The sequence below is a fragment of the Blautia sp. AF26-2 genome (genome assembly GCF_003460955.1).
Lineage (GTDB): Bacteria > Bacillota > Clostridia > Lachnospirales > Lachnospiraceae > Fusicatenibacter > Fusicatenibacter saccharivorans.
Map to the genome: position 1 here is coordinate 339767 of NZ_QTWD01000001.1, position 25873 is coordinate 365639.

Here is a 25873-nt window from a genome sequence, read left to right on the forward strand (position 1 = left end):
AAAAATGGTGACAGCAGAATGCCATGCCCATATTTTTATGGACGGTGTGGATTACAAAAAGGCGGCGGCAGCGCATGAAAACGGCCCGCGGGAGGATCTGATCCGGGAACATCTGGCGGCGTATCAGAAGGCAGGGATTTCCTATGTGCGTGACGGCGGAGATCCGTACGGGGCGGGTGTTCTTGCACGGAGCCTTGCGCCGGAGTACGGGATCACATACCGCACACCGGTTTTTGCGATTCACAGGGCAGGCCGTTATGGAAAAATTGTCGGACGCGCATTTTCAGACTGGAAAGAGTATTGTGCGCTTGTGCGTGAAGTACGCCGTGCGGGCGGAGATTTTATCAAGATCATGACGACGGGAATCCTGGATTTCGCGACAAAGGGGCATGTGACCAGTGAGCCGCTTTCCAGGGAGGAGGTTTTTGCAATGACGGCTGCGGCACATGATGCGGGGCTTTCTGTGATGGCGCATGTGAACGGCGCACAGGCTGTGATGGATGCGGCAGAGGCAGGCGTGGACTCGGTTGAACACGGGAACTTTCAGAATGAAGAGAGCATCTGCTGTATGGCAGAGCATGCAACAATCTGGGTGCCGACAATTGTGACGGTTTCGAATCTTCTGGAGAACGGCAGATATCCGGCTGAAACGCTGGCGTGGATTTTTGAGACGCAGAAAAAAGGTCTGCAGCTCGCATTTGAAAAGGACGTTGTGCTTGCGGCGGGAAGTGATGCCGGCGCATACGGCGTACTTCACGGAAAAGGAATCCGGGAAGAAGAGAGTGTAATGCGAAAAATCCTTGGGGCAGAAAATGGGCAGGAGCTGGAAAAGCGGCTTGAGTTTGGAGAAAAAAAGATCCGGGAAAAGTTCTGAAAATTTTCTGCGTTTCAGGCTTTAGAAAAAATTTAGAATTAAACGGGCAGACAATGCTTGCGCTTTCGCCCGGACTATGGTAAGTTTAAATCACTTTTACAAGAACTTTAGAGAAAATGAAACAGGGATATTCTGAGACAGAGGGTAAATGCTATCCTCTGTTTTTTGCGTGCAAAAATGACAGTCTGGATATCCGCATCGACGGAAGGGAGCAAATGAAAGCAAAAGGAAAACTGGGGCTGCAGGGCTTTCTTTCCTTCCTTTTTCTGGCGGCGGGATGGTATCTGATGCAGTATTTCTGCGCCTATGTCGTACTGTCCGGGTCCATGGAACCGGAGATCCCGACGGGATCTGTTGTGGTTGTGGATGGACGGAAGAAGGAATGGAATCCGGGGGATGTGATTACCTACCGGAGAGGAAATATGGTGGTGACACACCGGATCGTGGAAAAGAGCGAGGAAGGATACTGTACTAAGGGGGATGCCAACGCGGAGGAAGATGCAGGCATCGTTTTGGAAAAACAGGTGATCGGGAATGTGATCGTAGCTCTTCCCTGGCTTGGCTTTGGTATCGTCTGGCTCCGGCAGAGAGGAACACTCTTTTTTCTGACCGTGGGAGCGGTGATGCTTTTTACAATCCGGCAGCTTTGGCACGGTAGAAAAATCATGCAGGAAAACAAGTTATAAAAAGAATTAGCAAAATTATTTAGGAAAACAGGAGGAATTGATCTATGAAAAAACAGTGGAAAATCGTATTCTGGGCAGCATCACTGCTTCTGACAGGAGCCCTGGCAGCGGGCGGAACACTGGCGTATCTGACGGATAAGGATTCTGTGACGAACCAGTTTGTTGTGGGAAAAGTAGATATCGAAGGAAATGAACCATCGTACGCACCGGATCCGGACGGAAAGACCAATCATATTGTGCCGACCCAGGTGATTCCGAAGGACCCGCGTATCAAAAATAAAGGTAAAAATGATTCTTACGTCTATATGGATGTTTCCATACCAATCGCAAAAGTGATCGTTGCAGATACATCCGGAAACCGTTTAAACGGCGGGGCAGCCGTCGATACGGAACTGTTTTCGATGAATCAGCTTTCGAAAAAATGGGTGCTGATGTACAAGAAAAAACAGAACAATTCGATGGTATATACATATCTCTACAATGAAGTGCTCGCAGCTGGCAAAACGACGGATCCTTTATTTACGAGCGTGACAGCAGCTAATATCGTGGAAGGGCAGCTGGATGAAAAAGAGGTCGATATTCCGATCAATTATTATGCAATCCAGGCGCTGAATACCGGTGAGGGAAGTACAGCTGCCGAGCGGGCAGCAAAGGCCTGGGAGAAGTATGTAAATCAGAATAATGGGCAGAAGGGGCAGGTAACGGCACCGCAGTCGGAGCCGGAACAGACAGAAGCACCTGGAATTTAAGCAGTTTTCTGGGGGACAAAAGATGAAGAAAAAGACGAAACGGCTGTTTTTCCTTGCGGGTGCGGCCGGGTGTACGATGGCGGCAGCCATTTGGCTGCTGCCGGGAACTTCGGCGTATTTTACAGATCACGAGAATGTCTGGAATCGTATGGTGTTCGGACATAATACAAGTACGATCGATGAAGAATTTCCGACACCGACGCCCGTACCGCCAGGGAAAAGTGTGGTAAAGAAAGTAAAAATCAGAAATGAAGGCTCCGTTGCCTGCTATATTCGTGCGGCACTTATATTCAGTGAACCAATTGAAGCGATTGAGGGACTTGATACGAAAAACTGGGTAAAAGGAGAAGATGACTACTATTATTACAAAAAACCGGTTTCAGAAGGCGAAAGCACGACGGAATTGTTTACCGGAATCCGCGTTGCAAAAGAAATGGAACAGAAAGAACTTGAGGTTTCGGTCTATGAGGAATCGGTGCAGATCCAGAAGGGGAATATGGTATTTCACGGCTATCGGGAGGCATGGGATGCTTATGAGAGAGGTGGTCAGACATGAAAGGAAAACGCGTCAGGATCGGATGTGCGGCGGCAAGTCTTCTGATGGGAATCAGCGGAACGTATGCATATTACCGGAGCAGTGTTGAGACCATTAACAAAATAGCTGTCGGAGATGTAAATATTGGAATCTGGGAATATGAGGAAGACGGGGATGGAGAAAAGAAGTATGAGGGACCGGAAAACGGCATTGTACTGCCTTCCCAGGTGATTTCAAAAATTCCGCGGATCACCAATTATGCTGAACCATGCTATGTCCGGGTAAAGCCTGTGTTTGATGAGGAAGAAACGCAGGATTACCGTCTGGGGGAAGAGGACCTTGGGGGAATCGAGGACGTCTGGCTGAAAGCAGGAGAGTATTATTATTATCCAAAAGTGCTGGGAAAGCAGGAATCTGTCGATTTTTTCCGTACAATCACCATTCCATCTGCGTGGACCAGTGAGGCGGAGGGACAGGTGCTGTCCGTTGAAATCCAGGCGGAGGCCGTACAGGCAGCGAATGTGACGCCGGATTTTACGGCAGAAGCTCCGTGGGGAGAAGAACTGGAAATTGAACAGTGTGTCCACGAGGCGGATAATACCGTTTCGGAGGTTTCGCAGCAGAGCTTCCTCACCGTTTCGTACGAAGGAGCAGCGCGGAATCTGATCTTGGCACCCGACAATTTCTTTCGGAACTTTCCAGTGCTGATGCCGGGAGATGAATGGGAAGATACGTTCACACTGGTGAACACGACAGCAAGCCGTGCAGAATTTTTTCTGCGGACGGAACTTCCGGAAGAACTCAGTGAAACAGAAAAAGAACTGCTTTCCAAGGTGAAACTGGAAATACGAGAGGGAGACAGCGTGATTTATGAAGGTGATTTAGAGAGTGAGGGACTATGGGCAGCAAAAAGTCTTGGAATATGCAGTCCAGATGAACGGAAAGAAATCTGTTTTTCAATCCGTGTGCCGTCAGAACTTGGAGATGAATGGGCACTTCGGAAAAGCGGGGTAAAATGGATTTTTTCTGTCGAAGGAGAAGATCTGCCGCAGGAAGAAGGCCCCTCTATCTGGCACAGCGCGCCAAAAACAGGTCTGCGCGATCCGTCAGCAGCGGTCCCCATTGGAATTGCCGTGACAGGAGCCTTCCTGTTTCTTACCGCGGGCCGGTCTGAAAGGAGGAAAGAATGAAAAGAGCAAAGAAAAGCTTCTGGTTTATCGCAGGAATTCTGCTGTTGTTGGGATTTTGTTTTCGGGAAGATGTTCTGGCTTCGAGTCTTACGAGTCTTCCTTCTCTTTCGAAAGCCGGAATCGGAGAAGTTGTATCATCGGACTCTGTTATTGACGGCCGATATGATTTTACCCCGCTGATCGGAAGTGAGACAAAAATCCGTTTTGGAAGTACAGATGGAAGTACCTGGGACAATCTGTTCTGCAAAAACGGAGAGAGCCATTCGAAATGCTGTTCCACATGGTGGCCGGCGGCCGATGTAAAGGGATGGAGTAATCTCCGTTCCTTCACGCCGCTGGAGTCGAAAAAAGGAAAAATGTATGCGGAATATACGAATGTTGGAGAGTGCCACGGGGAAAATGTAACGATGCGGATCTGGCTGGAAGACTGGCAGAACACGGTTGTACCATCAGGGTATGAGGACGTGGATGCGGTAGTCGTGGCGATTGACCACAATAAGCCGGTCATTGATATTAAAGGTCTGCTCTGGATCAAGGTACGGTTTGCTTATTACGACAGTAAAGGAAATCCGCTGAATGTGAAAGGATATTTTACACTTTCAGATCTGGACTTTAAGCAGGGCTTTTATCTGGCTGATGAGACAGAACATATCTATCTGACGAAGGAGGCAGATGCCAGAATCGTCTACGATGCCAGAACAGAAGCGATCTGGTCGGCAAGACGCGGCTCTGAGCCGGACGGTGGAACAACTCCGGAAAATTCGGAAGGCTGGGTTACATTTACCTTTGAAGGAAATTCCCAGACGATGATTTTCTATGATGGAGGCACTAACGACGCGGTAACTGGTCCCGGCGGCGGAGTGAAAGCACCGAAAAAATGGCCGGATAATTTTGTAAACGATACTTCCAGTACGTACAACAACTGGCATGGAGCATCCCGGGAAACGGGAATAACTGTTGTGCCGTGGAATACTTCGGAATTTGGTTACACAGCGAACGTTCCCTGTCATCTGTCGAAAGTAGGAGATCTTGTAGTGAAAAAAATGGATGCAGAGACAAAAGAAGCTCTTTCGGGTGCAGAATTTACCGTGTACCGCTGGAAAAACAACACCTGGAGTGAATTCAAAAAGATGAACTGGGTGAAAAAAACGGGTTCTTATCTGCTGGAGGGAATTCGGGATACAGACAGTGAAAATGGAAAATTCCGTGTTGTGGAGACAAAGAATCCAGCTGGTTATGCAGGAAGCTGGGAGCAGGAATTTTCCATTGACAAGGAAGGCATGCAGACGATCCATCTGGAGGCAGAAAACACAAGAAAAACAGGCTCACTGAAGATAAAAAAGACGGAAGAAAACTCAGGGAAAGCACTTTCTGGTGCAACATATCAGGTGATTGCGAGCGGAGCAATTACAACGGTAAACGGAACAGTGCTGTTTCCGGATCAGGCGGTAGCAGCTGTGCTGAAAACGGATGAAAATGGAGAGGCGTTCAAAAACGGGCTGGAGTACGGAACGTATCTTGTGCGGGAAACGGCGGCTCCAAATGGATATGTGCTGGATCCGACGGAAAAGAAAATAACGATCGGGGAACAAAACGCACAGATCACACTGACGTTTACAAACTGGAAGAACCGTTTTGTTCTGCAGAAAGTAAGTCAGGGAGACGGAAAAGTGCTTCAGGGAGCAGCCTTTCATATCTGGACGAAAGATGGAAGTTTTGATGAGACAAAAAAGACGGATGCAAATGGAAAAATTGAGCTGACGGGACTTTTGGACGGTGTCTGGTACTATCAGGAGACAGCATCTCCGGAGGGCTTTCTGCTGGACAGCACATGCCGGGAATTTGTGGTAGAAAACGGAAAAATTGACGGTAAATCGGAACTGTCGGTGACGGTCGAAAATGATGGAACACATCTGACAATTGAAAAAATAGATGCAGAGAGCGGAAAACGAATTTCCGGCGCAAAGCTGGTATTAAAAGATATGGATGGAAACCGTGTGGACAGCTGGATTTCAGGAGGAAGCGGCCCGCATGAACTGGAAAAATTAAAGCCGGGTTCTTATGTCCTTGTGGAGGAGGCCGCGCCGGATGGATACCTTGCGGCAGAACCGGTTTCGTTTGTGCTGGAGGCAAAACAGGAAGTGCAGACCGTGACGATGAAGGATCTTGCATGTGAAACCTTGACGATTACAAAGAAGATCAAGGCGGATGAGATTACATGGGCGCATGGAAATCCAACGTTTCTGTTTTCCGTGAAGGGAAAGGATCTGTATGGAAAAGAACATACATACCAATGCTATCTTACGTTTACAAAAACACAGGTGGAGAAAACGACAGATCAGGACGGCTACACGGAACAGTCGGTACAGATCCGGGGAATTCCGGCAGGAAACGATTACCGGGTACAGGAGAAGAAGGTGCTGCGGTATTCGCTTATGCAGGTGACAGGTACGAAGAATGTTACCGTGAAAAAACTAGAAGAGCCGGCATATGGAAAAGATCCTGCGCGCGTCTTTTCGGTATCGGTAAATCTTTGCGGACATCCCAAAGAAAGTGAGGTTGTATTTGAAAATCAGAAATACCGCTGGGATGATTATGGACACAACAGTATTGTAAAAAACCGGATTCCGGTTGAATAACAAAACGGAAAAACATTCCACCATCGGTTCGGGTGGTGGAATGAAAACAAAATGGAGAGAGAAAAAAATCAGCAGAAAAAGAAGAGGGATTGCAGTTCTAACATTGGCGGCACTTTTTTTCTGGTATCTGCCGCAGATTCAGGTAAGCCGGCAGATTCGAAAAGAACAGGAAGAAGCGGTGGAGAGGTATGTCAGAGAAGAAAAAGAAGAGAACAAAGAGGAAAACGAAAAAAGCGAAGAAGTGCAGGAGCAGGAACCGGGCAGTACAGATCAAAATCTGTTTCGGACAATTGATTTTGCAGGACTTCGATCAAAAAATAGAGAAATCTGCGCGTGGCTCTGGATTCCGGGCTGCGCCTTAGATGTTCCGGTTGCGCACGGGCAGGATAACGCATATTATCTGACACACGATGCGTTTTGCAGGGAGCGGATTTACGGCAGTATTTTTGCACCGTGTGATACACCGGAGGATTTTTCTGAACGTCACACGATTTTATATGGGCATAATATGCGAGATGGAACGATGTTCGGAGGATTGAAAAAGTATCGTGAGGCGTCGTGGGAACAGGAAATTCCGTATCTGTACCTGTATTTGCCGGGTGAAGCATGGCAGTGCCGTATTTGGAGTGTGGAGGAGACGGATGCCAAAAGTGATGTTTACCGGCTGGGAGCATGGAGCGATGCGGACTGGAATGCATGGGTACAGGAAAGAAAAGAAAACAGCATTATCTTTGGCAGCGGTGAGGAAAAGGAAGTTCAAAAGATACTTACCCTTTCCACCTGCATTGGTGACGGCAGCAGTTCACAGAGACTGGCTGTACATGCGGCGGTGGAGATGATTTTTGCAACAAAATCTGGAAGGGAAGAGGGTTCTGTGCTAGAATAAGACAGAATCAAAAGACTTATGATACAGAGCAGGAAAAAGGATGGCGATAAGACATGAAAGAACTGTACACGGCAGCAGGAATTTTTGTTGTTCTGATACTGCTGGGAGTTTGGATGGTACAGAATAACAGAAATGAACAGGAAAAGAAGCTGGTACAACTGCGGAAGAAATGGGGAAAAAAGCAGGAGAAACGGACAGAACGGGAAAAGAAAGAAAAACTGGAAGCGTGTCTGAGACGAAAAGCAGGGGAAAACTTCTGCGTGGACGCGATTACCTGGAATGACCTGGATCTCGATGCGGTTTTTGACACAGTTGACCACACAGTGTCGGTGTGCGGGGAAGAATATCTGTACACGGTGCTTCGGATGCCGGTCACAACAACAGAAATCAGGGAAGAGCGGGAACGGCTGATGAAGCTTTTTGCAGAGAACCAAAAAGCCAGAGAAGCAGTGCAGAAAGCACTTCTTTTGATGGGAAAAGAAAAGATGAATCCGCCGACAGAAGAAATAGCTGTACTGATGGAGGCGGAGCCGGGAGAGAAGGGGAAATATCTTCTGATGGCCGGTATTGCTGTGCTTGGAATTGGACTGCTGTTTGCACTGCCTCCGCTGGGTGTGTCTGTTCTGTTTGCTTCTATGGTCGGCAACGGACTGATGCATGGAAGGGAGAGCAAAAAGCTGGAGAGTGCATTAAAAGCGTTTGGCTGTATCCTGCGGCTGCAGCGGACAGCCAGGGAACTTGGAAAAGAAAAAATTTCCGGACTGGAAATGTATCAGAAGCGTCTGGAAGAACAGGAAAAACAACTCCGTCCGATTACAAGAAAATGCAGAACACTTGTGAATACGAAAGAATCGCAGGGCGGTGCAGCAAACATGATTTTTGCATACTTTCACACGTTTTTTCTGCTGGATCTGATCGAGTATTCTTCGGTTGTTTCCGGAGTGAAATCGTATGAAAAAGCGATTCTGCAGATGGCAGAGGATCTTGGATTCCTGGACTTTGCACTGTCTGCAGCATCGTACCGGGAGAGCCTTTCGTATTACTGCCGGCCGGAATTCCTGGATGAGAAAAAGGCGGGCTGTCGGATCGATGTGGAGGAGCTTTATCATCCGCTTCTGACACATCCGGTGGCAAACAGTCTGTATGCGGAGGGCGGAATTCTGCTGACCGGCTCGAATGCGTCGGGAAAATCCACATTTATGAAAAACATGGCAGTGAATGCGATTCTGGCACAGGCACTGAACACGAGTCTTTCGAAGCGGTACCGCGGTGTTGTGTGCCGGATCATGACATCCATGGCACTCCGCGATAATCTGGCACGGGGAGAGAGTTACTTTGTTGTGGAAGTAAAATCTTTAAAACGGATTCTGGAGGCAAGCCGTGAAAAAACACCGCTTCTGTGCGTCATTGATGAGGTGCTGCGGGGAACAAACACGACGGAGCGGATTGCAGCGTCAGAGAGTGTGCTTGCTGCCCTGCGCCGTGCAAATGTGCTCTGTCTTGCAGCAACACATGATACTGAACTGACGTATCTGCTGGAAGATCTCTACACCAATTATCATTTTGAAGAGCAGATTACCGCGCAGAGTATTTCCTTCCCGTATCGCCTGGAACAGGGGCCGGCAAGAGGAAAGAATGCGATTGCGCTGCTTGGAAATATGGGAATTGATGAAAAAATTGTAAAACAGGCAGAAAGAAGAGCTGCGGAGTTTGAAACAACAGGAAGCTGGGAAAAGAATAAGTTTCTGAGATAGAAAAACAGCCGGGAAAAATTGATCTTTTTTGAAAAAATATGCGAAAATGGTTCAGCATTTTTTCATTGTGTGTTATGATAAAATAGATCGCGTGGTCCGGCAGAAAAACCGCCGGATCTGTTAAGGAGAAAAACATGAGCAGGACAGGCTTGGAAGATGCATATATTATGCGCGGCAGCAAGAAACTCCGCATGGGATATACGACGGGTTCCTGCGCTGCAGCGGCAGCGCGGGGAGCGGCGTTTATGCTGCTTTCCGGGAAAGAAATACAGGAAGTGAAAATCCATACGCCAAAGGGCATTGTTCTGAATCTGGAATTGCTGGATATCCGGAGAAGTGCCGAAAAAGTAAGCTGTGCCGTCCGAAAAGACGGCGGGGATGATCCGGATGTGACAGATAAAGCATTGATTTACGCGGAAGTGACGTTTGGAACAGAAGAGGGAATTGTAATCGATGGAGGATTCGGCGTCGGGCGTGTGACAAAGCCGGGGCTGGATCAGCCGGTCGGAAACGCGGCGATCAACCATGTACCGCGCCAGATGATCCGCGAGAATGTGGAGGAGATTCAGAAAAAACTCGATGATTTCCGCGCACTGCAGGTTATCATCTCCGTACCGGAAGGGGAAGAACTGGCAAAGCATACATTCAATCCGAGACTTGGCATCACCGGCGGCATTTCAATCCTTGGAACGAGCGGGATTGTAGTGCCGATGAGCGAGGAGGCGCTGATTTCCACGATCCGCGTCGAGATGGAAATGCGGAAAGCACAGGGTGACCGCGTCCTTCTGGTGACACCGGGAAATTACGGACAGGACTTCTTAAAAACGTATCCGTGGGTCCGTGCAGACCATTCCGTTAAGTGCAGTAATTACGTCGGAAAAACACTGGAATTTGCAGCTGAGCTCGGCTTTGACGCCATCCTTTTTGTGGCACATCTTGGAAAATTTGTCAAGGTGTCCGGCGGAATTATGAATACCCATTCCCACGAGGCAGACTGCCGTGCGGAGCTTCTTACGGCGCAGGCGGTGCGTGCAGGGGCGGATCTTGCACTGGCAAAAAAACTGCTGGAGACCGGAACGACGGAAGAAGCGGTGCAGATTTTAAAGGAAGCAGGATGCCTGAAAGAGACCATGGAAAAAGTGACAGAAAAAATTGCTTTTTACATGAATTACCATATTGAGGGCAGAGTGCAGACGGAGGCGATTGTTTTTTCAAGCAATGAGGGCCTGCTCGGGGAAACCCCGGGAGCGGGAGAACTTCTGGAGCGCCTGCGGGAGCAGGAAGAAAAAGAAAACAGAAAAGAGTAAAAACAAAATGACAGGAATTTTATTTGGAACAGGAATCGGACCGGGAGACCCGGAGCTTATGACGTTAAAGGCCGTCCGTCTGATCCGGGAAAATGATACGATTGCAGTACCAGGAGAGAAACCGGAAGAGAGCATTGCCTACCAGATTGCTGTTCAGGCAGTGCCGGAACTGGCAGAAAAAGAGCTCGTTGCTATTCCAATGCCGATGACAAAGAATGCCAAAGAACTGGAGGAAAATCACCGGCGCGGTGCAGAAAAAATAGAGGAGCTGCTGGATGCAGGAAAAAACGTAGTATTTCTGACACTCGGAGATCCAACCGTGTATTCTACCTACCTTTATGTACACAGACGGGTACTGGAAGACGGTTACGATGCGAGAATTGTAAGCGGTGTTACATCGTTCTGCGCGGCAGCAGCATCTCTTTCCGAGGGACTGGTGGAAAATTCCGAAGAACTGCATGTGATTCCGGCGTCTTATCAGATTGAAGATGCACTGGAACTTTCAGGAACAAAGGTTCTGATGAAAGCGGGTAAAAAGATGCCGGCTGTGAAACAGTTCCTGAAGGAAAAGAACTGCCGGGCGGTGATGGTAGAAAACTGCGGCATGGATACGGAACAGAAGTATTTCAGCGCGGAAGAAATCCCAGACCAGGCAAGTTACTATTCACTGATTATTGTAAAAGAAAAGAGGAAAAAATAGATGGTACATTTTATTGGAGCGGGCCCCGGAGCCCCGGATCTGATTACGGTAAGAGGACAGAAGCTGCTTGGTGAGGCGGACATTATCATTTATGCAGGTTCTCTTGTCAATCCGGCACTGCTGGATCTGAAAAAAGAGGGCTGTGTGGTATATAACAGTGCAACCATGACGCTGGAGCAGGTGATTGATGTTATGAAAGAGGCCGAAAGCAAAGGCCAGACTGTGGCAAGACTCCACACGGGAGATCCGTGCCTGTACGGTGCAATCCGCGAACAGATTGATGCGCTCGATGCCCTTGGAATCGCTCACGATGACTGTCCGGGTGTCAGCTCTTTCTGCGGAGCGGCTGCTGCCCTTGAAATGGAATATACGCTGCCGGATATCTCCCAGAGTGTTGTCATCACCAGAATGGCCGGAAGAACACCGGTTCCGGAGCGGGAGAGCATTGCGTCTTTTGCGGCACATCAGGCAACGATGGTTGTATTCTTAAGCACGGGACTCTTAGAGGAACTTTCCCGTGAGCTGATTGCAGGCGGCTATACGGCAGATACTCCGGCAGCGATCGTTTACAAAGCAACCTGGCCGGAGGAGAAGACGTTCGTCTGCACCGTTGGAACACTTGCCGAGACGGCGAAAAAGAACCAGATCACCAAGACAGCGCTGATGATCATCGGAAATGCCGTTTCCCAGGGAAATTACCGCAGAAGTGATCTGTACAATCCGACGTTTACCACCGAATTCCGAGAGGCAGAAAAATAAGATGAAAATAGCCATAGCAAGTTTTACAAGAAACGGATGCGTCTGGAATCAAAAACTCTGTGCGGCACTGAAAAAACACAGCTGTGAAGGATATGCACTGGAAAAGTACGGGAAAGAAGCGGGAATTCCTGCGATTGCACCGTCGCTTCCTGCATGGACAGAGCGCATGTTTCAGAAAATGGATGCGATTTTGTTTATCGGGGCGTGCGGGATTGCGGTGCGCAGTATTGCACCGTACGTGAAAAGTAAAAAGACAGATCCGGCGGTTCTGTGTATGGATGAACAGGGAAAGTTCGTGATTTCATTACTTTCCGGCCATATCGGCGGAGCAAACGAGCTGACGGAAGAAGTTGCAGCTGTAACGGGTGCGGTTCCGGTCATTACAACGGCAACGGATGTCAATCACAAGTTTGCGGTCGATGTCTTTGCTGTAAAAAATCATTGTGAAATTTGTGAGATGGAGCTGGCAAAAGAGACAGCGGCGCTTCTGGTGGACGGAAAAACGGTTGGATTCTGCAGCCGTTTTCCGGTGGAGGGAACAAAACCGGAGGAACTGATCCCGGAAGAGGCGGCAAAACCGTCGATGGGAATCTGCATTACCACATCGGAAGAGGATTCGCCATATGAGAGAACACTTCACCTGATCCCGAAGGTGATCACCGTCGGCATCGGCTGTAAGAAGAATACACCGGCCGGCCGGATTGAAGAAAAGGTTCTTGCGGCACTTGCGGCGGCCGGGATTTCTCCAAAAGCAGTTCGACAGGCGGCAAGTATTGATCTGAAAGCGCAGGAGCCGGGAATTCTGCAGCTGGTGGAAAAGTATGGCTGGCAGTACCGGACCTTTTCTGCAGAAGAACTGGAAACGGCGGAGGGGGAATTTACGCCGTCTCCGTTTGTGAAGAAGATTACAGGAATTGACAATGTCTGTGAGCGCAGCGCAGTTCTTGCCGGCGGCAGACTGATAAAGAAAAAAAAGGCAGCGGACGGTGTAACAGTTGCACTGGCTGCGGCGGACTGGAGGGCAGTATTTTGAGTACAATTTTTGTCGTGGGCATCGGCCCCGGAGCATATGAAAAAATGACGATCGAGGCGGCGGATGCGCTGCGGAACTGCGATGTGATCATCGGCTATACCGTCTATGTGGATCTGGTAAAAGAACATTTTGCAGGAAAAGAATTTCTGACGACGCCGATGCGGAAAGAGGTGGAGCGCTGCCGTCTGGCATTTGAAACTGCGGCAGAGGGAAAACAGGTTGCTATGATCTGCAGCGGAGATGCCGGCGTTTACGGTATGGCAGGTCTGATGTATGAGCTTTCGGAAGAATGGCCTGATATTGAAATTAAGGTAATTCCAGGCGTGACCGCCGCAACGGGAGGCGCTGCCGTTCTTGGTGCACCGTTGATCCACGATTTCGCCCTGATCAGCCTGAGCGATCTTCTGACACCGTGGGAGAAAATTGAAAAACGTCTTCTGCTGGCATCGGAAGCGGATTTTGTCATCTGTCTTTATAACCCGGGAAGCCATAAGAGAGCGGATTATCTGGAAAAAGCGTGTGATCTGATGCTTCGTTACAAAGCGCCGGAAACCGTCTGCGGAATCGTAAGCCAGATCGGAAGAGACGGGGAGACGAGCCGGACCATGACGCTTGCAGAACTTCGCAATACAAAAGTGGATATGTTTACGACGGTATTTATCGGAAACAGTCAGACAAAGGAAATCCGGGATCACATGGTAACGCCGAGGGGATATCGCTATGAATAAAGTAATCGTCTTTGCCGGAACGACGGAAGGCCGGGAAATCTGCAGTTTTCTGAAGAAATATGAGATTGCATCCCTTGCCTGTACGGCGACAGAATACGGCAAGTGCCGGATCGAGGAGGGCGGTGCCCTGACGGTTCGAAGCGGAAGACTGACAGAAGAAGAGATGGAACAGCTTTTTGGCGAAGAACAGCCGGAAATGGTTATTGATGCAACCCATCCGTATGCCGATCTTGTGTCGGAAAATATCCGGTCTGCATGTGAAAAAGCAGGAAAAACGTATCTTCGGCTGCTGCGGCCGTCGCTTGCGGCAGATCCATCCTGCGTCATGGTCGATACGACAGAAGAAGCGGTATCGTATCTGGCGGGCACAGAGGGAAAGATTTTGGTGACAACAGGAAGCAAGGAACTCGCAAAATTTGCAGAGCTTCCGGATTATAAAAACCGTGTGTATGCCCGGGTGCTGCCGTTGCCAGGCGTAATTGCATCCTGCGCGGAACTTGGATTTGATGCCGCACATACCATAGGCATGCAGGGACCGTTTTCTATGGACATGAACGTTGCAATGCTGCAGTCGTTCCATGCCGAATGGATGGTAACGAAGGAATCCGGAAGAAACGGCGGCTTTGAAGAAAAAATTGAGGCAGCAAAAAAGGCCGGTGTCCGTGTCGTTCTGATCGGCCGTCCGAAAGAGGAAGAAGGACTCTCGGAGGACGAGGTCAAGCGGTATCTCGTTGAAAAATTTGATCTGTCCGTGAAACGGGACGTCGTGATCGCCGGAATCGGACCTGGTGCAGAAGCACAGATGACGCTGGCGCTCGTAGACGCGTGTGAGCAGGCGGATGTGCTGATCGGTGCGGGACGCATGACAAAAGCAGTAGAAAAATATCAGAAGCCAATGCTTGCAGAATACAGCCCGGAAAAGATTTACGAGTATCTGAAGGCGCACCCGGAATATGAAAAGATTGTTCTTCTGCAGTCGGGTGATGTCGGCTTTTACAGCGGAGCAAAGAAACTTCAGGCCGTCCTTGCGGAAGATGCGGATTTTTCTGTCCGTGTAGAGCCGGGAATTTCTTCGCTGGTTTATTTCTGTGCCAAAATCGGAGTGTCCTGGGAGGATGCAGCATTTGTGAGCCTGCACGGGCAGCACTGCAACTTTCTGGAGACGGTCCGCCGAAACCGGAAAACTCTGGCGATCGCCGGCGGAAAGGGCAGTGTCAGGGAAATCTGCCAGACGTTAAGTTCGTACGGCTGGGAGCAGATTGTGCTGCATGTGGGAACGGATCTGTCGTATCCGGAAGAACAGATTGTGACAGGAACCCCATTCGAACTTGCTAAAATGGAGTTTGCTCCGCTTGCGGTTCTTCTGTTTGAAAACCCGAATCCGGAACCGGAGTTTACAGCCGGCATGGCAGATGAAGTATTTCTGCGTGACAAAGTACCGATGACCAAGCGGGAAGTGCGCAATGCATCTCTTTCTCATCTGCAGCTTTCTTCGAATTCTGTTGTCTATGATATTGGATCGGGCACAGGTTCTGTTTCGATTGAGATGGCGCTTCGTGCAGCACAGGGAAAGGTATATGCGATAGAAAAAAATCCGGCAGCCGTTGCACTTCTGCAGGAAAATAAAAAGAAATTTGCAGTGGATCATCTGGAAATTATTGAGGGAACTGCACCGGAAGCACTCGAAGCACTCCCGGTTCCGACGCATGCATTTATCGGCGGGTCTGCCGGAAACTTAAAAGAGATTCTGGAACTGCTCCTGCGGAAGAATCCGAACATCCGCGTGGTATTAAATACAGTAACCGTGGAAACATTAGCGGAGGCAGCATCGTGTTTCAAAAAACTTGCGTTTGAAGAGCCGGAAATCGTCTGCCTGCAGGCTTCCAATGCGAAAAAGGCCGGAAGAAGCCATCTGATGATTGCCCAGAATCCGGTTTATATCTTTACAGCCCAGGGAGGTGCCAAAGAATGAAAGCACCAAGAATCATGCTGGCAGCAGGAAGGAGCGGAAGCGGGAAAACGATGATCACCTGCGGACTGCTCCGTGCACTGCAGCAGATGGGAAAGCAGCCCGCAGCGTTTAAATGCGGCCCGGATTATATCGATCCGATGTTTCACGAACAGGTAATCGGCGCCCCGTCGTGTAATCTGGATCCGTTTTTCACAGAGGAAGAAACAACACAGTATCTGTTCTGCAAACATGCAGCGGGTCATGACATTTCCGTATTGGAAGGCGTTATGGGGTATTACGACGGTCTTGGCGGAATTTCTACCAAAGGCAGCGCCTACGATCTCGCCGGTATGACAAAAACGCCGGTTCTTCTGGTTGTCGATGCCAAAGGCATGAGCGTTTCAGCGCTTGCCTTTATCAAGGGATACCTGCAGTACAAAGAGGACAGCAGGATCGCCGGTGTAATCTTTAACCGGATGTCAGAGATGCTGTACCGGGAGATCGCGCCGATGGCGGAAAAAGAACTTGGCATTTCCTGTGTCGGCTTTGTGCCGGAACTGAAGGAATGCCACTTAGAAAGCCGCCACCTCGGCCTTGTGATGCCGGATGAGGTGGAAAATCTGCAGGAGCAGGTCAATCTGCTTGCAGAAACACTGCAGAAGACACTGGATTTTGAAAAAATTCTTGCGATTGCAGAAGGGGCAGAAGAGCTCTCGGGAAAAATGCCGGAAGTCCTGCGTAAGGTGACAGAAAGCGAAGCAGCCGCCAAGGTGCGTGCTGCGAAGCCGATTCTTGCCGTTGCAAAGGATGAAGCATTTTGTTTCTTTTATCGGGATAATCTGGAGCTTCTCGCGTCGCTTGGAGCCAAAATCGAATATTTTTCGCCGCTTTCCGATGCGGAGCCGCCAAAGAATACAGACGGATTTCTGTTCTGCGGCGGCTACCCGGAGCTGCACGCAGAAGAGCTTTCGGAAAACCAGACCATGAGAACGAAGATCCGCGATAACATCCGTCAGGGAATGCCGGTTCTTGCAGAATGCGGCGGTTATATGTACCTGTCAGAATCCATGGAGGATATGGATGGAAATGTGTATCCTATGGTACAGGCTGTTCCGGGAAATGTTTACCGGACAAAAAAGCTGGGAAGATTCGGCTATATCACCCTCACGCCAAACACGAAGGATACCTTTCGGAACGGCGGAAATCCGGTGCGCGGCCATGAGTTCCATTACTTTGACAGCACAGACTGCGGAAGTGCATGGCATGCGGCAAAACCGCTGCGGAAGCGGAACTGGGAATGCATTCATGCGACAAAACGGATGATGGCGGGATTCCCGCATCTTTACTATATGGCAAGTCCGCACCTCGCACTGGAATTTCTGGAGCAGTGTGTCTCTTACCGGAAAGAACAGGAGAAAACAAGATGAAAACAGCATTAGCAGCCCTGATTGTGGGCTATGGATTGGACCTGCTGCTTGGAGATCCCTCCTTTTTGTACCATCCGATCCGTGTGATCGGAAATCTCATTGCCCTGCTGGAAAAATGGCTGCGGAAGGTATTTCCGAAAACACCAAAGGGAGAGCTTGCCGGAGGAGTTTTTCTCGTGATCCTCGTCTGTCTGGCGGGATACGGTGTTCCGGCACTGCTGCTCTTTGCGGCATTTAAAATTCATCCGGTCATCGGCTTCCTTCTGGAGGTTCTCTGGTGCTGGCAGATTCCGGCAACGAAATGCCTGAAGGATGAGAGCATGAAGGTCTATCAGAAATTAAAAGAAAACGATCTTCCGGGGGCGCGCTATGCGGTTTCCATGATCGTAGGACGTGATACGGAAAATCTTTCGGAAACAGGAGTGACGAAAGCTGCCGTGGAAACGATCGCGGAGAATACGTCGGACGGTGTCATTGCACCGCTCCTCTTTCTTGCCATCGGCGGACCGGCATTAGGCTTTCTGTATAAGTCCATCAATACCATGGATTCCATGGTGGGATACAAAAATGACAAATATCTGTATTTTGGACGGTGTGCGGCAAAGCTGGATGATGTCGTCAATTACATACCGGCGAGAATCAGCGCATGGCTGATGATTCTTGCGTCTGCATGCGAGCGCATGAACTGGAAAAATGCAGAAAAAATTTACAAACGCGACCGTTACTGCCACGCCAGCCCAAATTCTGCGCAGACAGAAGCAGTTATGGCAGGGGCGCTGGAAGTACAGCTTGCCGGAGATGCCGTGTATTTCGGCAAAGTCGTAAAGAAACCAACGATCGGCGATGACATCCGCCCGGTCGAGGCGGAAGATATCAAAAGAGCAAATCATCTGATGTATCTGACCTCGTTCCTCGGACTGGTGTTCTTTGCGGGAATCCGCGCGCTCTTTTTATTTCTGTAAAAAGAGAAGATAGAAACACAACGGAAAAGAGAAAGGAAGGCATATGGTATGAGACAAAATCCACATGGAGGAGACATTTACATGAAAAAATGCAGAGTCGATTTTTCTGTGAATGTCAATCCTCTTGGAGCTCCGGAAAGTGTGAAAGAGGCGGTGAGAAAGAGCGCGGAATCGGTGGAACAGTATCCTGACGCACTGTGCCGGGACCTGACCCGGGCACTGTCGGAAAAGGAGCAGCTTCCAGAAGAAAATATCCTGTTTGCAAACGGCGCCGCGGAGCTTATTTTTGCCCTGACACAGGCTCTCCGCCCGAAAAAAGCGCTGATTGCAGCGCCGGGATTTGCAGAGTATGAAGCAGCACTTTCAGCGGCAGGGTGTTTTATCCGTATGTATCTGCTGCAAAAGGAAAAAGGCTTTCTTTTACAGGACGATTTCTGCGATGATCTGACCGACGATCTGGATCTTGTTTTTTTATGTAATCCAAATAATCCAACCGGCATTACGATTCCGCAGGAGCTTCTTTTAAAGATCCTGGATAACTGCCGGGAGCGTAACATCTATCTGGTGCTGGATGAGTGTTTCATAGAATTTCTGCCGGAGCCGGAAAAAGTGACGATGCAGGGAAAACTGGACGAATATCCGAATCTGCTGATTCTGCGTGCGTTCACAAAGATTTACGCAATGCCGGGCCTGCGTCTTGGCTATCTGCTCTGCAGCGACGAGGATCTGCTGGATCGGATCAGCCGCAGCATGCAGTCGTGGAATGTTTCGATTCCGGCGCAGATGGCAGGCCTTGCCGCCCTGAACGAGGATGCTTACGTCAAAGAAGCACGGGAACTGATCGGAAAAGAACGCGCCTGGATGAAAGCAGAACTGGAAAAAGCAGGTCTTACCGTATGGGATTCCTGTGCAAATTATCTGTTCTTTGAGGGACCGAAGGGACTTGCCGCACGGCTGGAAAAAGGCGGCATTCTGATCCGCGACTGCTCCAACTACCCGGGCCTTGCCGACGGATATTACCGTGCAGCCGTACGTACACATGAAGAAAACCAGATTCTGACAGAAGCCGTTTCACAGATTCTGCAGTGGTTTTAGGAGGAAAAACGATGGCGAAAGTAATTATGATACAGGGAACGATGTCAAATGCGGGAAAAAGTCTGCTTGCGGCGGGCTTATGCCGGATTTTCCATCAGGACGGATACCGTGTGGCGCCGTTCAAATCACAGAATATGGCGCTGAATTCGTTTATTACGAGAGAAGGCCTTGAGATGGGACGTGCACAGGTCATGCAGGCGGAAGCGGCCGGGATCGAACCGTCCGTTTTGATGAACCCGATTCTGTTAAAGCCGACGAATGACACCGGTTCGCAGGTGATTGTAAACGGTGAGGTACTGGGAAACATGAGTGCGCGGGAATATTTTTCCCACAAAAAAGAGCTGATCCCGGACATCATGAAAGCGTACCATGCACTGGAAGAACAGTATGATATCATTGTGATCGAGGGAGCCGGAAGTCCGGCGGAGATCAACCTGAAAGCCGATGATATCGTCAATATGGGAATGGCAAAGCTTGTGGATGCACCGGTGCTCCTCGTCGGAGATATTGACCGCGGCGGCGTTTTTGCTCAGCTTTACGGTACCGTAGAGCTTTTAGAGCCGGATGAGCGCGACCGCATCAAGGGTCTGATTATCAACAAATTCCGCGGGGACAAAACCATCCTGGACCCGGGCGTTGTGATGCTGGAAGAAAAAACACACATCCCGGTGGTCGGCGTGGCGCCGTATCTCCACATCGAAGTGGAAGACGAGGACAGTCTGACCGAGCGATTCACCAGAAAAGAGGAGATCGGTCTCATTGACCTTGCGGTCATCCGTCTCCCGCGTATTTCAAACTTCACCGATTTCAACCCGTTCGAGCGGATCGAAGGCGTATCACTCCGCTACGTAAGCTCTGTCTCCGAACTGAAAAATCCGGATATGATTCTGCTTCCGGGAACGAAAAACACGATGGAGGATCTGCTCTGGATGCGTCAGAATGGTCTGGAAGCGGCCGTACTGAAGGCGGCTGCGGCCGGAAAAGTAATTTTCGGTGTCTGCGGCGGCTTCCAGATGCTCGGAGATACGCTGAGCGATCCGCTGCATGTCGAAGCCGGCGGAATGATCAAAGGAATGGGACTCCTGCCGATGGATACCGTATTTGCCGGTGAAAAGACGAGAACCCGCGCGGAGGGCGCTTTTGGAAAAACAGAAGGCGTTCTTGCCGGGATCGAGGGAACCCGGATTGAGGGCTATGAAATCCATATGGGAGAAACGGTGCGGAAAGAAGGAACAGAAGCATTCACGTTCATCAATGATCAGAACCGTGCTGATTCGGATAAGCTGGACGGTGCACAGAAAGGAAATGTGTACGGTACGTATGTGCACGGCATTTTCGACAAAGAAGAAGTTGCCGAGCGGATCGTGGAAGCACTTGCAAAGAATAAGGGAATTGCCATGGAGCAGATTCACGGTGTCGATTACCAGACATTCAAAGAGACACAGTACGATATTCTCGCAGATGCGCTGCGCGAGCATCTCGACATGAAGAAGATTTATCAAATTCTGGAAGAAGGGGCATAAAGATGAAGATAGAACTGGAGCAGGTAAGCCCGCACGAGATTGAAAAGAGAAGCTTTGAAATTATTACGGAAGAATTAAACGGAAGAACGTTTCCAGAGGATCAGGAACTGGTTGTAAAGCGGTGTATCCACACAAGTGCGGATTTTGATTATGCGGATAATCTCTGCTTTTCGGAGCATGCGGTGGCAAAAGGCATCGAGGCGATCCGGGAGGGAGCCTGCATTGTGACGGATACGCAGATGGCAAGATCCGGCATCAACAAAAAGGTGCTTGCGCGCCACGGCGGTGAAGCGCTCTGCTTTATGTCAGACGAAGATGTTGCGGCAAGAGCAAAAGAAACCGGAAGCACCCGCGCGGCAGCCTGCATGGAAAAAGCGGCGGAGCTGGATAAAAAGCTGATTATTGCGGTTGGAAATGCGCCGACGGCACTGGTCCGCCTCTATGAACTGATCGGGGAAGGAAAAATAAAACCGGCGCTGATCATCGGAGTTCCGGTCGGTTTTGTCAATGTGGTACAGTCCAAAGAACTGATTATGCAGACCAATATCCCGTATATCGTGGCACGCGGACGAAAAGGCGGCAGCAATATCGCGGCGTGCATCTGCAACGCACTCCTGTATATGATGGATCAGGACCGCGGATATTAAAAATAGATGAAAAAACGGAAAGCAGAAGTCTTGACAGATTTCGAATCACCGTTTATACTATGGAACATGGAAAAAGGCTTGGAAGGGAACAAGTAGACGTACAAAAACGCGGACAGAAAGCAGCCGGCAGATGAGAGGCGCATGCAGGTTCTGTACGATTCGAATACATCCCGGAGTTGCGCACCGAATAAAACGGGCGGCAGAAGAACTATGATGCACGTTTTTAGTAGGCTGCGACGTAAGAGACGAACGTTACAGCGTCAGGGTATTCAGAGGCTTTGGATACCGACAAAGGCAGCTGCCGTGAGACAGCTGTGAAGTAAGGTGGTAACACGGGAGATACGGGCTCTCGTCCTTTGAATCGGAAAGGACGGGAGTTTTTTTGTATAAAAAACTTTGGTCCCAGACGGTAACACATACCCGAAAGTCAACCGAAAAAAGGAGAAAAACAAAATGCAGATTTATGACGAACTGATCGCCAGAGGCCTTCTGGCACAGGTAACCGACGAAGATGAAATCAGAGACCTGGTAAACAATGGAAAAGCAACGTTCTATATCGGATTCGACTGCACCGCAGACAGTTTGACTGCAGGTCACTTCATGGCACTGACCCTGATGAAACGGATGCAGATGGCAGGAAACAAACCGATCGCCCTGATCGGCGGCGGCACCACCATGATCGGTGACCCGTCCGGAAGAACCGATATGAGAAAAATGCTGACCCGCGAGGAGATCGACCACAACGCAGAGTGCTTCAAACGTCAGATGGAGCGTTTCATCGAGTTTGGCGAGGGAAAAGCTATGATGCTCAACAACGCAGACTGGCTGCTGAACCTGAACTATGTAGAACTGCTCCGTGAGGTAGGTGCATGCTTCAGCGTCAACAACATGCTCCGTGCAGAGTGCTACAAACAGCGTATGGAAAAAGGTCTTTCCTTCCTGGAGTTCAACTATATGATTATGCAGAGCTACGACTTCTATCACATGTTCCAGAAATACGGCTGCAATATGCAGTTCGGCGGCGATGACCAGTGGTCCAACATGCTGGGAGGAACCGAACTGATCCGCCGTAAACTTGGAAAAGATGCCTATGCAATGACCATCACCCTTCTGACCGACTCTCAGGGCAAGAAGATGGGTAAAACCGCAGGAAACGCTGTATGGCTTGACCCGAACAAGACCAGCCCGTTCGATTTCTACCAGTACTGGAGAAACGTGGACGATGCCGACGTCTTAAAATGTATCCGTATGCTGACCTTCCTGCCGCTGGAGCAGATCGACGAGATGGATTCCTGGGAAGGAAGCAAGCTGAACGAGGCAAAAGAGATCCTGGCCTATGAGCTGACCTCCATGGTACACGGCGAGGAAGAAGCAAAGAAAGCGCAGGAAGGCGCACGTGCCGTATTCTCTACCGGAAGCTCCGAGCATATGCCGACCAGTGAACTTTCTGCAGAGGATTTCACGGACGATAAAATCGATATCGTAACCCTTCTTGTCAAAGCAGAGCTTGCAAAGACCAGAAACGAAGGACGCCGTGCCGTAGAGCAGGGCGGTGTATCCGTAGACGGTGAGAAAATCACAGATCCGAAATATGCCGTAGAAAAAGCAGCCTTCGGCGAGGACGGTATCGTTCTGAAAAAAGGAAAGAAGAATTTCAAAAAAATTTGCGTTAAATAATTAAGTGTGCTATTATAAAAGAATGGATTCCCGGAAAAAATTCCGGGACACACTGAATTATTTGGAGGACAAACAGTCATGGAAAAATATGGCGTAAACGAATTACGAAAGATGTTTCTTGAGTTCTTCGAGAGCAAAGGACATCTTGCTATGAAGAGTTTTTCGTTGATTCCACACAACGATAAAAGTCTTTTACTGATCAACTCCGGTATGGCTCCGCTGAAACCTTACTTCACAGGCGCAGAGATTCCGCCGAGAAGAAGAGTAACAACATGCCAGAAATGTATCCGTACCGGCGATATTGAAAATGTAGGAAAAACAGCCCGTCACGGCACCTTCTTTGAGATGCTCGGAAACTTTTCCTTCGGTGATTATTTCAAACACGAAGCAATCGCATGGTCCTGGGAGTTTTTAACACAGGTAGTAGGGCTCGATCCGAATCGTCTGTACCCATCCATCTATCAGGACGATGATGAAGCATTTGATATCTGGAACAAAGAGATCGGCATCCCGGCAGACCGTATTTTCCGTTTTGGAAAAGAGGACAACTTCTGGGAGCATGGCGCAGGTCCGTGCGGTCCGTGTTCTGAGATTTATTATGACCGCGGAGAAAAATACGGCTGCGGCAAACCGGGATGTACCGTTGGCTGCGAGTGTGACCGTTACATGGAAGTATGGAACAACGTATTCAGCCAGTTCAACAACGACGGCGAGGGCCACTACACCGACCTGATCCAGAAGAACATTGATACCGGTATGGGACTTGAGCGTCTGGCTGTTGTCGTACAGGATGTAGATTCCATCTTCGATGTCGACACCATTCAGGCACTCCGCAACAAAGTATGCGAAATCTCCGGAAAAGAGTATGATAAAGATCATGAGACCGATGTTTCCATCCGCCTTATCACAGACCATATCCGTTCCGCAACATTCATGATTTCCGATGGAATCATGCCGACCAACGAAGGAAGAGGCTACGTACTGCGCCGTCTGATCCGCCGTGCAGCACGTCATGGCCGTCTGCTTGGCATTGACGGACTGTTCCTTGCCCGCCTTTCCGCAAGCGTAATCGAAGGCTCCAAAGACGGATATCCGGAACTTGAAGAGAAAAAAGATTTCATCTTCAACGTTCTGAACAACGAGGAGACCCAGTTCAACAAAACCATCGACCAGGGACTTCATATCCTCTCCGAGCTCGAAGAAAAAATGCAGAGCGAAGGCAAAAAAGTTCTGGACGGACAGGATGCATTCAAACTGTACGATACCTACGGATTCCCGCTGGATCTGACCAAAGAGATCCTCGAGGAGAAGGGCTACGGCATCGACGAGGACGGTTTCCATGCAGCAATGGAAGAGCAGAGAGAGCGTGCAAGATCGAGCCGTGAAGTAACAAACTACATGGGTGCTGATGCAACCGTTTACGATGAGATCGATCCGTCCGTAACAACTGAGTTTACCGGATACGATCATCTGGAGGATACCTCCAAAGTAACCGTTCTGACGACAGAGACTGAGATTGCAGAATCTCTGATGGAAGGCCAGAAGGGAACCATTTTCGTAGAGAAAACTCCGTTCTACGCTACCATGGGCGGTCAGGAAGGCGACTGCGGTATCATCAAAGGAGCAAATGGTGTATTCGAAGTAGAAGATACCATCAAACTCCGCGGCGGAAAATACGGCCACGTCGGTGTCATGAAATCCGGTATGATTTCAAACGGCGAGGAAGTTACACTTCAGGTCAACGAAGAGGCAAGAAAAAATATCGAGAAGAACCACAGCGCAACACACCTTCTGCAGAAGGCATTAAAGACTGTTCTCGGTGCACACGTAGAGCAGAAAGGTTCTCTCGTAACCCCGACCAGACTCCGTTTCGACTTTGCCCACTTCCAGGCTATGACACCGGAAGAACTGGAAAAAGTTGAGAATCTGGTAAATGAAAAGATTCAGGAGCAGATCCCGGTTGTAACCGACATCATGGATACTGAGGAAGCAAAGAAATCCGGCGCGATGGCTCTGTTCGGTGAGAAATACGGCGACAAAGTACGTGTCGTTTCCATGGGAGACTTCTCCAAAGAGCTCTGCGGTGGTACCCATGTAAAGAATACCGCTGAAATCGGACTGTTCAAACTTGTTTCTGAGGCAGGCGTTGCAGCAGGTGTCCGCAGAATCGAAGCTCTGACCGGACCGTCTGTTACTGCATATTATAAAGCACAGGAAGAGAAAATACATGAGGCAGCAGCTCTCTTAAAGACAACACCGGCGGATCTCCTCGAGAAGATCGCTCATCTGCAGGCAGAGGCAAAAGCACTCCAGGCAGAGAATGAGTCCTTAAAGAGCAAACTGGCAAAAGAAGCGCTCGGCGATGTTATGGATAAAGTAACCGAAGTCAAAGGTGTAAAACTTCTCGCTGCATCCGTACCGGATGTCGATATGAACGGACTGCGTGACCTTGGCGACCAGCTGAAAGAAAAACTGGGAAGCGGCGTTGTTGTTCTGGCATCTGCAAAGGACGGTAAAGTAAGCCTTCTTGCCATGGTAACCGATGATGCGATGAAGAAAGGTGCACATGCCGGAAAACTGATCAAAGAAGTGGCAGCCGTTGTCGGCGGCGGCGGCGGTGGACGTCCGAACATGGCACAGGCCGGCGGAAAGAATCCGGAGAAGATCGACGAAGCAGTTGCAAAAGCTGCTGAGGTACTGGAAGGCCAGATCGCATAACAATAAGCAGGAAAAACAGCACAAAATCCTGCC

At 49.5% G+C, this 25873-nt stretch carries 21 protein-coding genes; all 21 read left to right on the forward strand.

Annotated features, from left to right (window positions below; genetic code table 11):
* Nucleotides 1-4 precede the first annotated feature (4 nt).
* The 21 genes from DWY63_RS01740 to alaS all read left to right on the forward strand — a co-directional run bounded on the left by DWY63_RS01740 (nucleotide 5) and on the right by alaS (nucleotide 25840).
* Complete coding sequence (locus DWY63_RS01740) at nucleotides 5-874, forward strand: amidohydrolase family protein (protein WP_243001826.1); 870 nt, start codon at nucleotides 5-7, stop codon at nucleotides 872-874.
* Between the two features lie 116 nt (nucleotides 875-990).
* Complete coding sequence (locus DWY63_RS01745; protein WP_117800975.1) at nucleotides 991-1560, forward strand: signal peptidase I; 570 nt, start codon at nucleotides 991-993, stop codon at nucleotides 1558-1560.
* Nucleotides 1561-1604: 44 nt separating this feature from the next.
* Entirely contained in the window at nucleotides 1605-2309 is a 705-nt protein-coding gene (locus DWY63_RS01750; protein WP_117800979.1) for a SipW-dependent-type signal peptide-containing protein, read from the forward strand.
* A gap of 22 nt (nucleotides 2310-2331) precedes the next feature.
* Nucleotides 2332-2865, forward strand: a complete 534-nt coding sequence (locus DWY63_RS01755) for a hypothetical protein (protein WP_117800982.1) — start codon at nucleotides 2332-2334, stop codon at nucleotides 2863-2865.
* Complete coding sequence (locus DWY63_RS01760) at nucleotides 2862-4034, forward strand: hypothetical protein (RefSeq protein ID WP_117800985.1); 1173 nt, start codon at nucleotides 2862-2864, stop codon at nucleotides 4032-4034. Before DWY63_RS01755 ends, DWY63_RS01760 begins: the two co-directional genes overlap by 4 nt.
* Complete coding sequence (locus DWY63_RS01765; protein ID WP_117800988.1) at nucleotides 4031-6673, forward strand: SpaA isopeptide-forming pilin-related protein; 2643 nt, start codon at nucleotides 4031-4033, stop codon at nucleotides 6671-6673. The genes DWY63_RS01760 and DWY63_RS01765 overlap by 4 nt, the downstream gene beginning before the upstream one ends.
* A gap of 40 nt (nucleotides 6674-6713) precedes the next feature.
* Complete coding sequence (locus DWY63_RS01770) at nucleotides 6714-7559, forward strand: class B sortase (RefSeq protein WP_147343049.1); 846 nt, start codon at nucleotides 6714-6716, stop codon at nucleotides 7557-7559.
* 53 nt (nucleotides 7560-7612) lie between these two features.
* Nucleotides 7613-9313, forward strand: coding sequence for a MutS-related protein (locus tag DWY63_RS01775; protein ID WP_117800993.1), 1701 nt, complete (start codon nucleotides 7613-7615; stop codon nucleotides 9311-9313).
* A 134-nt stretch (nucleotides 9314-9447) separates the two neighbouring features.
* On the forward strand, nucleotides 9448-10620 hold the full coding sequence (gene cbiD, locus DWY63_RS01780) for a cobalt-precorrin-5B (C(1))-methyltransferase CbiD (RefSeq protein WP_055226415.1): 1173 nt from the start codon (nucleotides 9448-9450) through the stop codon (nucleotides 10618-10620).
* Between the two features lie 7 nt (nucleotides 10621-10627).
* Entirely contained in the window at nucleotides 10628-11320 is a 693-nt protein-coding gene (gene cobI, locus DWY63_RS01785; RefSeq protein ID WP_022462304.1) for a precorrin-2 C(20)-methyltransferase, read from the forward strand.
* Nucleotides 11321-12079, forward strand: a complete 759-nt coding sequence (gene cobM / locus DWY63_RS01790) for a precorrin-4 C(11)-methyltransferase (RefSeq protein WP_117800996.1) — start codon at nucleotides 11321-11323, stop codon at nucleotides 12077-12079.
* 1 nt (nucleotide 12080) lies between these two features.
* On the forward strand, nucleotides 12081-13112 hold the full coding sequence (locus DWY63_RS01795; RefSeq protein ID WP_117800999.1) for a cobalt-precorrin 5A hydrolase: 1032 nt from the start codon (nucleotides 12081-12083) through the stop codon (nucleotides 13110-13112).
* Nucleotides 13109-13840, forward strand: a complete 732-nt coding sequence (gene cobJ, locus DWY63_RS01800) for a precorrin-3B C(17)-methyltransferase (RefSeq protein ID WP_022462307.1) — start codon at nucleotides 13109-13111, stop codon at nucleotides 13838-13840. The genes DWY63_RS01795 and cobJ overlap by 4 nt, the downstream gene beginning before the upstream one ends.
* Nucleotides 13833-15812, forward strand: coding sequence for a precorrin-6A reductase (cobK, locus tag DWY63_RS01805; RefSeq protein WP_117801002.1), 1980 nt, complete (start codon nucleotides 13833-13835; stop codon nucleotides 15810-15812). Before cobJ ends, cobK begins: the two co-directional genes overlap by 8 nt.
* Entirely contained in the window at nucleotides 15809-17218 is a 1410-nt protein-coding gene (locus tag DWY63_RS01810; protein WP_117509017.1) for a cobyrinate a,c-diamide synthase, read from the forward strand. Before cobK ends, DWY63_RS01810 begins: the two co-directional genes overlap by 4 nt.
* Nucleotides 17215-18180, forward strand: a complete 966-nt coding sequence (gene cbiB / locus DWY63_RS01815; RefSeq protein WP_117801005.1) for an adenosylcobinamide-phosphate synthase CbiB — start codon at nucleotides 17215-17217, stop codon at nucleotides 18178-18180. Before DWY63_RS01810 ends, cbiB begins: the two co-directional genes overlap by 4 nt.
* Nucleotides 18181-18261: 81 nt before the next feature.
* Nucleotides 18262-19275 (forward strand): threonine-phosphate decarboxylase CobD, encoded by a 1014-nt coding sequence (cobD, locus tag DWY63_RS01820; RefSeq protein ID WP_330415396.1) that lies wholly within the window; start codon nucleotides 18262-18264, stop codon nucleotides 19273-19275.
* Between the two features lie 11 nt (nucleotides 19276-19286).
* A complete protein-coding gene (locus DWY63_RS01825) occupies nucleotides 19287-20798 on the forward strand; it encodes a cobyric acid synthase (protein ID WP_117801010.1) in 1512 nt (503 codons plus the stop codon).
* Between the two features lie 2 nt (nucleotides 20799-20800).
* Nucleotides 20801-21445 carry a precorrin-8X methylmutase gene (locus DWY63_RS01830; protein ID WP_055218068.1) on the forward strand — a complete coding sequence of 215 codons (645 nt, stop codon included), beginning with the start codon at nucleotides 20801-20803 and terminating at the stop codon, nucleotides 21443-21445.
* Between the two features lie 453 nt (nucleotides 21446-21898).
* Complete coding sequence (gene tyrS, locus DWY63_RS01835) at nucleotides 21899-23122, forward strand: tyrosine--tRNA ligase (RefSeq protein ID WP_022462314.1); 1224 nt, start codon at nucleotides 21899-21901, stop codon at nucleotides 23120-23122.
* A gap of 78 nt (nucleotides 23123-23200) precedes the next feature.
* Nucleotides 23201-25840: an alanine--tRNA ligase gene (gene alaS / locus DWY63_RS01840; protein WP_117801012.1), complete on the forward strand. Its 2640-nt coding sequence runs from the start codon at nucleotides 23201-23203 to the stop codon at nucleotides 25838-25840.
* The last annotated feature ends 33 nt before the right edge of the window (nucleotides 25841-25873 follow it).